Genomic DNA, 9,686 nt, shown 5'->3' with positions numbered 1-9,686 from the left:
GGGAACTGCGCGACCAGCCCCCACCGGCCCGCAGCCACCCACGAAACCCTGCTCACCCCTCGCTACGGGCCAGCGCCAGTTCCAGCACAACCAGCAGAGCGTCCCGCACAGAGCCCCGCTCCCGCGCGTCGAAGACGACGACAGGAACACGGTCGGAGACATCGAGCGCCCAGCGGACCTCGTCCAGTTCGTGCTCGACCTTGCCGTCGAACGCGTTGACGGCGACCGCGAACGGAATCTGCTTGTGCTCGAAGTAGTCGACGGCGGCGTAACAGTCGTCGAGGCGACGGGTGTCGACGATGACCAGCCCACCGATCGCGCCCTCGACGATGTCGTCCCACATGAACCCGAACCGGTCCTGCCCGGGCGTGCCGAACAGATACAGCTTCAGGGTCGGGTCGATGGTGATGCACCCGAAGTCCATGGCGACCGTGGTCGTGGTCTTGCGGGGCGTGTGGGAGAGGTCGTCCACGCCCGCGGCGACCTCGGTGATCGCGGCCTCGGTGGTCAGCGGCTCGATCTCGGAGATCGAGCCGACCGCGGTGGTCTTGCCCACGCCGAATCCGCCCGCGATCACCATCTTCACCGGCAGCGGCGGTCGGACGGCGGTCTGCGCAGCTGCGCCGCCGGCGACCGGTTCAGTCGGTGTCACGGAGAACCCCCCGGGAGTCGGGGATGGCACGGAGGCCATCGATAACCCTGCGCAGGACGGATGAGTCGTGGGTTGCGTCGGTGTTGGGCACGTACACCGTCAACTGCCCTGCGGCCCGCAGGTCCTCGGAGAGGATACGGACCACGTTGAGGTGCAGCCGCAGCCGGGCCGCGATCTCCGCGATGGACTGCGGCTGCCGGCAGGCGGCGATGATGTCGTGCTGTTCGAAGGAGAGCCGGTCGAGCGCGTCGAGGCCTTCGGCGGTGGCCACCACCTGGGTCTCGACGGGCATCGTCCGCCCGGACGAGGTCGGCGCCACCCGGCCGGCGGTGACCAGGAACGGCCGTACCGCGGGGGCGGGGCCCACCCGGTCCGGGGAGCCGCCCTCGTCGGCACCGTTCGGCGTACGGCCGTCCGCCATGGGTCTGTGTCCTCTTGTTCCTCGGCCGGGCGGTGCCCGGTCAACCCGACGACGGAACGCCGACGGTGTTCTTCAGTTCCAGCACGAGCTGGGGGCTGAGCGCGCCACCGGCCCGGTTGGCGAACAGCGTCATCTCGTACGCGATGTTGCCCAGCTTGGCCTCCTTGTCGGCGACCACGCCGAGCACGGCGCCGCTGCCGATCGCGGAGACCAGGACATGGCCGCCCTCCAGGTCGATGATGACCTTGTTCAGGGCGCCCAGGCCGTAGTTGCCGGAGGCGCCGGCGGCCAGGCTGGTGAGGCCGGAGACGATCGCGGCCAGCCGCTCGGAGTGCGCCCGCTCCCGTAGTTGCGCCACCGCGATCAGCAGACCGTCGGAGGAGACCGCGATGGCGTCGACGACACCCGCGGTCTCGGTGGCGAAACGGTTGAGCAGCCAGGTGAAGTCGGCTGCTGCGGCCCGCAGTTCGTCGGGCGTGGCCCCTCCCGTGGGAGTGTCACCTGTCGACGTGCTCACTGCTCCGCTCCTTCCGGGAGGTGGTTCTGGTCCTGCGAAGTCTTCGGGTCCGGACCGCTCGCGCTGTCCCGGTGCGCCTGCTCCACGGCCGCCTCGAACTCCTCCAGCGCGCTGCGGACGGCGTCCGCGTCGGCGGGGGGTGCGGCAGGGCGAGCGGTCTCGGCGGTGGTGTCGCCGACGGTCGTACGGAGCGTCGCTCCGCGGACGCGGCGGCGGAGCGGGCGGGAGGCCTGGGCGTCGTCGGCCGCGTCCTCGCCCCGTGGCTTCGGGATCACGGGCTTGTCGTCCTCGGTGCCGGCCGCCTCCCGCTTGGGTACCCGGCGGGGGAGCGGGGCGGCGTCGCCCGGTGCCGCCGCGGCGGACGGGCGCGGGCCGGACGCCGCCGCCACGGCGGGAGTCGCGGGCGCCGGGGCCAGCGCGCTCATCGAGAGCAGCAGCGACGACGGGATGGCCACCTCGGCGGTCACTCCGCCGCCCGGCGTCCGGGTCAGCGTGATGCCGACCGACCAGCGGCGCGCCAGCGTACCCACCACGAACAGGCCGAGCACCTTCGTCGGGACGAGGTCGAGCCGCTCACGGCGGATCAGCCGGGCGTTCTCCTCGGCCAGCCGCTCGGCGCTCATGCCCAGGCCGTGGTCGGCGATCACGATCGACGCGCCGCCGTCGTCACCGGTGTGCAGGGTCACCTCGACCGGGCTGCCCGCCGGCGAGAACGACACGGCGTTCTCCAGGAGTTCGGCCACCATCAGCGTGAGGTCGCCGATGATGTCGGGCTCCACCATCACATCGGTGTGCGCGTCGAGCCGTACCCGCTGGAAGCCCTCGATCTGGCCGAGCGCGGCCCGTACGACGGTGGTGAGCGTGGTGGGGCCCGCGTCGAGGACGGTCTCGCGGATGCCGGCCAGCAGCATCAGGCTGTCCGCGTTGCGGCGCAGCCGGACCGCGATGTGGTCGATGGAGTAGAGGCGTTCGAGCAGCGCCGGGTCGGTCTCGCCGCGCTCGACGGCGTCGATGAGCGCCAGCTGGCGGGTGGTGAGGTTGCTGACCCGGCGGCCGACGTTGCCGAACATCTCGGCGGTGTTGCGGCGGCTGAGCACCTGGCGCTCCAGCAGCGCGGCGGCGGTGGTCTGTACGTGGTTGAAGGCCTCGGCGAGGTCGCCGATCTCGTCGCGTGCGGTGACCGGGATGTCCCGCAACAGGGGCGGGCCGTCGTCCTCGGTGTCGTCGTCGGCGACCCGGGCGAGTTCGCGACCGGCGACCTCGGCGACCTCCTGCGCGGCGCCGGTGAGGGCCTGCACCGGGCGGACCACCGAGCGGCGCACCGCAACGGACAGGGCCAGCCAGAGCGCGAAGCCGAGCAGCGCCAGGCCCAGCAGCCAGGCGGCGTTCCACCAGGCGTCGTTGGAGGCGTTGTCGGCGCGGTCGGCGATCTGGTCGATGAGCGAGGAGGTGATCTTCAGCCGGGTCTGGGACTGCGCGCGGTAGTCGGGGTAGCCGTCGAGGGCCTCGGTGAACGCGGCGCGGATCTCCGCCGGTGAACTGGCCTGCAGTCCGCTGGGGTCGATCTGCAGCTCGGCGTAGTGCCGGATGATCTCGGCCTGGGCGGTGTTGTGCTCGATGCCGCTCAGCTCGTCGGCCTGCGCCTCGGTGGCGAACCGGGCGAAGCGCTCGGCCTGGTGCGTGTACAGCTCGTAGTTGCCGACCGCCGCGATGAACTCGATGAGCGCGTTGGAGTCACCGGTCCGCGCCGAGAACACGCTGGTCTCGAAGGCGCTGTGGGCGGCGTCGGCGCGCAGCAGGGAGTCCAGCAGATTGCCGGTGAAGGTGGCGGCGAGGGACGGGTTGCGGTCGAGTCCGAGGCCGTCGATGACGGCCTTGGCGGCGTTGGTGTAGGCGGGGTCGATGTTGTCGGCGGGCAGATAGCCCTGCTCGATCGTCGCCCGCAGGCTGGACAGGCCGTTGATCTCCTTCAGGGCCTGCGCCTCGGTGTCCGGCAGCCGGTCGCCGAAGGTGTCGCGTACCGTCTCGACCTGCTGGTCCACCGCGGACTGCGCCTTGCGGTAGGCGGTGATACCGGGCCGGGCGCCGGACTCGGTGGCCTCGAACCGCACGGACAGCAGGATCGCCTGCTGGTGCTCGGCGTTCACCCGGTCGGCCAGCTCCGCGACCTGGGCGCTGTCCCGCACCAGCCGGGCAGCGTCGGCCGCGTCCCGGGCCTGGCCGACCTGGTCGGTGAAGAGATACGCCAGCAGTACGGCGACCACGGCGAGCGGCACGCCGACCAGTACGTTGAGCTTGCGCCTGAACGGCCAGCGGTCGGCGAAGCGCCTTAGGCCCACCTCGTTCGTGGACACCAGGCCTCCTTCGTGGGGTGTCGCACGGCGCGGGAACGCACGTGACCGTCTCTGATCGACTCTGGCTGGTTTGGGATGTGAGCGGAGCGGCGCCTGCACATCGCTGTGCTTCGCCAACTGCGGCGAGACTACAGGCTCTTCGGAAGCGGTTGCTCCGCACCCTGAGTCAAGAATCCGTTACAACCTGAGTGCGGCTCCCTGCCGGATCCTCCCCGTTATCTTCACGATCGGGTACGCATCGAAGCCAATTGGTGACCCGGCTGCACTTGACTGACCAAGAAGTGGCTGGATTGGATCAGATGAAGGTCATCCACTCTCTGAGCCCCGGAACGGGAATCGTGACTTCTACCGTGAAGAGCAGCTGGTCCAGCATGCGACACCCCCGCGCGGCCGCGGTCGCCCTCGCAGCAGTGGCGGCGCTCGTTGCCGGATGCGGCTCCGACTCCGCCGACGAATCCAACCCGCTGACGGAAGACAAGGCGGACGGCAACACGGTCGTCGTCGGCTCGAACAACTTCGCCGAGAGCATCCTGCTCGCCGACATCTACGGCGAGGCGCTCAAGGCCAAGGGCATCAAGGTCGAGTACAAGCCGAACATCGGCAGCCGTGAGACGACCTACGGCCTGCTCAAGAACGGTTCCATCACCGTCCTGCCCGAGTACAACGGCTCCCTGCTGGCGTACCTGGACCCGAAGGCGGAGCAGAAGTCCATCGAGGCCGTCGGCTCCGCGGTGAAGGCCAAGCTCGACTCCAAGCTGACGCTCCTCGAGCCCTCGCCCGCCGAGGACAAGGACTCCGTGTCGGTGAACGCGGAGACCGCCAAGAAGTACAACCTCACCGCGTCGTCCACCCTCGAGGACATCAAGGACGTCGCGCCCGAGATGGTGATCGGCGGTTCGCCCGAGTTCCAGACCCGTCAGCAGGGCCTGCTCGGCCTGAAGGACGTATACGGTCTGGAGTTCAAGTCCTTCAAGGCGCTCGACGCGGGCGGCCCGCTGACCACGGCGGCGCTGAAGAAGAACACCGTGCAGGCCGCGGACATCTTCACCACCGACCCGAACATCACCAAGGAGAAGTTCGTCGTCCTCCAGGACCCGAAGAACCTCTTCGGCTTCGCCAACGTGACGCCGCTCGTCTACAAGTCCGGCCTCTCCGAGGAGGGCGTCGCCGCCCTCAACGCGGTCTCCGCCAAGCTGGACACCAAGACCCTCCTCGAGCTGGACTCCCAGGTCCAGCTCGAGAACAAGGACCCGCTGGACGTCGCCAAGACCTGGCTGAAGACGGCCGGCCTGAGCTGACCCGGTTGACTCATAGCGCGGGTGTCCCTGTCCGAGGGGCACCCGCGTTGTGGTTGGCCTACACCGGCGTGCCCACCCCGAGTTCCGCTCCCGCCCGGGCCGCCGCGCCAATTGCCGCCGCGTCCTCGCCCAGGCGGGCGGGCAGGACGTGGAGGGGGTGGCCGCTGACGGGGGGTTCGGCGGCGAGGGCGGTGCGGATCGACGGGTCGAGGAGGGGCCAGGTGCGGGCGACTCCGCCGCCGATCACGCAGGTGGTGATGTCCAGCAGGCCCGCGGCGATCAGCAGCGCCCGGGCCACCGCCGTACCCGCCGCCTCGTACGCGGCGAGCGCGTCGGGGTCGCCCCGGTGGGCGGCCTGGGCCACCTCGCGGGCCGTGCGGGCGCCGTACCGCGCGGCGATCGCCCGGCCCGAGGCCACGGTCTCCAGGTGACCCCGGCCACCGCAGGTGCACGGCAGGTCGCCGAAGCCGGGAACGTGGCCGATCTCGCCGGCCGCGCCGCGCGGGCCGTCGTACAGCGCACCGTCCAGCCACAGCGCCCCGCCGACCCCGGTGCCGAGGGTCATCCCGAGGACATGGGTCCCGCCCACGGCCGCGCCCTTGGCGACCTCCCCGCGCAGGAAGGCGTTGACGTCGTTGTCGAGGAACGCCGGGACATCCAGTGCCCGTTCGACCGCCGCCGTCACCGCGAATCCCGCCCAGCCCCGGAAGGAATCGCTCGCGACCAGGATCCGCCCGGCCCGCGCGTCCACGACACCCGCGGCGCCGACCCCGACGCCGAGCAACTTCGCGGGCGTACGGTCGAGCAGCAGCCGTAGCGCGTCGAGCGCGGCGCCGATCATCGCCGTACCGCCCTCGGCCGCGGGCGTCGGCACCCCGAGACGGTCGAGGACGCCGAGATCCGGTGCGCACAGCACCACCTGGGTGGTCGTCCCGCCGATGTCGATACCGGCGACCGCCGTCACGCGCCGGCTCCGAGTGCGGCCCTGCGCTGCCGTTGCAGCACCGGATCCGGCACGGGGACCGCCGCGATGAGCCGGCGCGTGTACTCGGTCTCCGGACGCAGCAGCGTCGACATGGTCGGCCCCTGCTCCTCCACCCGCCCCGCCCGCATCACGACGACCCGCCCCGCGAACTCCTGCACCACCGCCAGATCGTGCGACACGAACAGACAGGCGAAGCCCAACTCGGCCTGCAACTCGGCGATCACCTCGAGAACCGTCCGCTGCACACTCACATCGAGCGCGCTGGTCGGCTCGTCCGCCACCAGCAGCCGAGGCTCCAGCACCAGGGCCCGGGCGAGACTCACCCGCTGCCGCTGCCCGCCGGACAGCTCACGCGGACCCCGCTGCATCAACTTGCTGGGCAGCCGGACGAGTTCGAGTACGTCCGCGACCCGGGCCCGCCGTTCGGCGGCCGTCATGCCCCGGCGATGCACCCGCAGCGGCTCGGCCACGCACTCCGCGACGCTCATCCGGGCGTCCAGCGAGGCCACGGGATCCTGGAGCACCAGGCCGATCCCGGACAGCAGGGCCCGGCGCGCCCGCCCCTTCGTCCGGCCCAGGTCGGTGCCGAACAGGGCGACCGAACCGGAGGCGGGCGGGACCAGGCCGAGCGCCACCCGGGCGGCCGTCGACTTCCCGGACCCCGACTCGCCGACCAGCCCCACCGTCTCGCCCGCCCCGACCGTGACCGACACATCCTCAAGAGCCCGTACGCCACGACGTCCGCGACCGAAGTCGACGGTCACGTCCCGGAGTTCGACCACCGCCGCGCCTGCCTCCACCGGAGCCTTCACCTCATCGGGCTCGGTCACCGCGAGCCTCGGCACCGCCGCCAGCAGCCGCCGTGTGTACTCGTGCGCCGGCCGCAGCAGTACGTCCTCCACCGGCCCCGTCTCCACGATCTCGCCCCGCAGCATCACGGCGACCCGGTCGGCGAAGTCGGCGACCACGCCCATGTTGTGCGTGACCAGCAGCACGCCGGTACCCGAGTCGGCCGCCAACTCCCGTAGCAGATCGAGGATCTCGGCCTGCACGGTGACGTCCAGCGCGGTGGTCGGCTCGTCCGCGATCAGCAGGTCCGGTGAGTTGGCGATCGCCATGGCGATGACCACCCGCTGCCGCTGCCCGCCCGACAACTGGAACGGAAACGCCGACGCCCGCCGCTCCGGCTCGGGAATGCCGACCCGACGCAGCAGCTCGACCGCCTCGCGGGCCGCCTCCTTGGCGGAGACGGGACGGTGGTTGCGTACGACTTCCGCTATCTGCCTACCGACGCGGGTCAGCGGATCGAGGGCGGTCGCGGGCTCCTGGAAGACCATGGACGCGGTACGGCCGCGCAGCCGGGCGAGTTCGGTTTCGGAAGCGCTGACGACGTCCGTGCCGTTGATGGTCACCCGGCCCGATGTCCGGGCGGTGCTCGGCAGCAGCCCCATCGCCGCCAGCGCCACCGTCGACTTGCCGGAACCGGACTCCCCGACGAGGGCGAGGGTCTCACCCGGCCGTACGCACAGTGATATGTCACATACCGCGGGCACGTCACCGGTGTCGGTGGAGAACGTCACGTCCAGATGCTCGATGTCGAGAATGCCGCTCATCCGCGTCCCTTCACGTCGAAGGCGTCGCGCAGCCCGTCGCCGATCGCGTTGAACGCGCAGACGACGAGGATGATCGCGACGCCGGGCGGCACGATCAGCCACCAGCGGTCCGAGTACGCCGCCGTCAGACCGGCCGACAGCATGCCGCCCCAGTCCGTCGCGGGCGGCTGGACGCCCAGGCCGAGATACGACACATACGCGACGAGCAGGATCGCGTCGGCGACCTGGAACGTGGCCGCGACGACGATCGTCGACACGGAGCCCGGCAGGATGTGCCGGACGATGGCCCGGCCGTGCGTACCGCCGGTCGCGCGCAGCGTCAGGACGTAGTCACGGTTCTTGAGCGTCAGCGTTTCCGCCCGCACCAGCCGGGACGGAACCAGCCAGGACACCAGACCGAGCACGACGATCAGACCGACCGTGTCCGGCGTCGTGATCGCCGAGACCACCAGCAGGATGAACAGCGCCGGGATGGCGATCCCCGCGTCCACGACCCGCATCATCACCGCGTCCACCCAGCCGCCCGCATACCCCGCGACCGCCCCCCACAGCGTGCCGATCACGGTAGCGAGGACCCCGGCCGCCAGTCCGACAAGCAGCGACACCTGCCCGCCGTACATCAGCCGCCCGAGCTCGTCGTGCCCAACGGCATCGGTACCGAGCCAATGATCGGCGCCGGGCGGGAGATTGACCTGGGTGAGGTCGGTGTGGGTCTGGTCGGTGGAGTACACCAACGGACCGACGAAACAGAAGAGCAGGAAGAGGACGACGACGATGAGCCCTCCGACGGCAAGCTTGTTGCGAACGAAGCGTCGACCCCCCAGGGGCGCGGGGAACTGCGCGACCAGCCCCCACCGACCCGCGGCCTGAGTACCACCCGTCGTCACACCCCACCCACCTTCACCCGCGGATCCACAACCCGCTGAACGACATCCGCAAGCAACGACCCCACAACCGTCGCCACAGAAATGACAAGAACGCACCCCAGCAACACCGGATAGTCCGAGGACTGCGCCGCACTCCAGAACAGCAGCCCCATCCCGGGGTAGTTGAACAGCTGCTCGACAACCAGCGCACCGCCGAACAGCACCGGCACGTAGTACCCGAGCATCGCCACCACCGGAGTCAGAGAGTTCCGCAACACATGCCGGAAGAGAATCGCCCGCTGCCGCGCACCACCCGCCCGCGCGGTGCGGACGTAGTCCTCGGAGAGGTTCTCCAGCGTCGCCCCCCGCATGTACCGGCTGAACACGGCCACCATCGAGGCCGCACCCGTGACCACCGGAAGCACCAGCGCGGCCGGATCCGCGAACACCTGGGCCAGCGTGTCCCCTTGGGGCGCCTGGGAGGGGAACCAGCGCAGGGTCTGGGTGAAGAGCAGGATCAGCACGAGACCGAGGAAGTAGACAGGCGTCGAGTACGCGACGAAGCTCAGCGTGGTGATGACGTAGTCCGTCGGCTTGTTGCGCCGCACCGCCTGCCACATCCCGAGCGGGACCGCGAGCAGCAGCCCGACCAGTGCGGACAGCACGGTCAGCACCAGGGTCTTCGGCAGGCGTTGCTCGATCAGCCGGGAGACCGCTTCATTGAGGGTGAACGAGGTGCCGAGGTCGCCCTGGAGCAGATTGCCCAGGTAGTAGGCGTACTGGACGGGCAGCGAGCGGTCCAGGCCCTGTTCGTGGTTGAACGCGGCGATCTGCTCGGCCGTCGCCTGCGGGCCGAGGATCCCGCGTGCGGGACCCCCGGGCAGTGCGTGCAGCAGACAGAAGACGACGATCGTGACGATCAGGATGACGGCCAGGGCCTGGAGAAGCCGACGGGTCAGGAAGAGAACGGTGTCCATGGG

At 70.6% G+C, this 9,686-nt stretch carries 9 protein-coding genes; 1 reads left to right on the top strand and 8 read right to left on the bottom strand.

What is annotated here, in order from left to right:
* Window positions 1-52: 52 nt before the first annotated feature.
* Genes AB0I98_RS08380 through AB0I98_RS08365 form a run of 4 tightly spaced genes read right to left on the bottom strand, consistent with a single transcriptional unit; the run spans window position 53 to window position 3,944 of the window.
* Window positions 53-652: an ATP/GTP-binding protein gene (locus AB0I98_RS08380; protein WP_362937136.1), complete on the bottom strand. Its 600-nt coding sequence runs from the start codon at window positions 650-652 to the stop codon at window positions 53-55.
* On the bottom strand, window positions 639-1,073 hold the full coding sequence (locus AB0I98_RS08375; protein ID WP_128376930.1) for a DUF742 domain-containing protein: 435 nt from the start codon (window positions 1,071-1,073) through the stop codon (window positions 639-641). The genes AB0I98_RS08380 and AB0I98_RS08375 overlap by 14 nt, the downstream gene beginning before the upstream one ends.
* 40 nt (window positions 1,074-1,113) lie before the next feature.
* On the bottom strand, window positions 1,114-1,590 hold the full coding sequence (locus AB0I98_RS08370) for a roadblock/LC7 domain-containing protein (RefSeq protein WP_362937133.1): 477 nt from the start codon (window positions 1,588-1,590) through the stop codon (window positions 1,114-1,116).
* The gene (locus AB0I98_RS08365; protein ID WP_362937130.1) at window positions 1,587-3,944 is read right to left on the bottom strand and encodes an ATP-binding protein; all 2,358 of its coding nucleotides are present in this window, start codon (window positions 3,942-3,944) and stop codon (window positions 1,587-1,589) included. Before AB0I98_RS08365 ends, AB0I98_RS08370 begins: the two co-directional genes overlap by 4 nt.
* Before the next feature lie 371 nt (window positions 3,945-4,315).
* Here AB0I98_RS08365 and AB0I98_RS08360 point away from each other — a divergent pair, with 371 nt between their 5' ends.
* A complete protein-coding gene (locus AB0I98_RS08360; protein ID WP_362937127.1) occupies window positions 4,316-5,242 on the top strand; it encodes an ABC transporter substrate-binding protein in 927 nt (308 codons plus the stop codon).
* 58 nt (window positions 5,243-5,300) lie between these two features.
* Here the strand turns inward: AB0I98_RS08360 and AB0I98_RS08355 are convergent, their stop codons facing one another.
* The 4 genes from AB0I98_RS08355 to AB0I98_RS08340 are packed head-to-tail and all read right to left on the bottom strand — an operon-like array spanning window position 5,301 to window position 9,683.
* Window positions 5,301-6,206, bottom strand: coding sequence for an ROK family protein (locus AB0I98_RS08355; protein WP_362937125.1), 906 nt, complete (start codon window positions 6,204-6,206; stop codon window positions 5,301-5,303).
* Window positions 6,203-7,840: an ABC transporter ATP-binding protein gene (locus AB0I98_RS08350; protein WP_362937123.1), complete on the bottom strand. Its 1,638-nt coding sequence runs from the start codon at window positions 7,838-7,840 to the stop codon at window positions 6,203-6,205. Before AB0I98_RS08350 ends, AB0I98_RS08355 begins: the two co-directional genes overlap by 4 nt.
* Window positions 7,837-8,688: an ABC transporter permease gene (locus AB0I98_RS08345; protein ID WP_362937172.1), complete on the bottom strand. Its 852-nt coding sequence runs from the start codon at window positions 8,686-8,688 to the stop codon at window positions 7,837-7,839. The genes AB0I98_RS08350 and AB0I98_RS08345 overlap by 4 nt, the downstream gene beginning before the upstream one ends.
* Before the next feature lie 35 nt (window positions 8,689-8,723).
* Window positions 8,724-9,683 (bottom strand): ABC transporter permease, encoded by a 960-nt coding sequence (locus tag AB0I98_RS08340; protein WP_362937120.1) that lies wholly within the window; start codon window positions 9,681-9,683, stop codon window positions 8,724-8,726.
* Window positions 9,684-9,686: the final 3 nt, after the last annotated feature.

This window comes from Streptomyces sp. NPDC050211 (assembly GCF_040656035.1).
In the GTDB taxonomy this organism is placed as follows: domain Bacteria; phylum Actinomycetota; class Actinomycetes; order Streptomycetales; family Streptomycetaceae; genus Streptomyces.
Note: the sequence above shows the minus strand (reverse complement) of the source record. Positions and strands in the feature narration are given on the sequence as shown.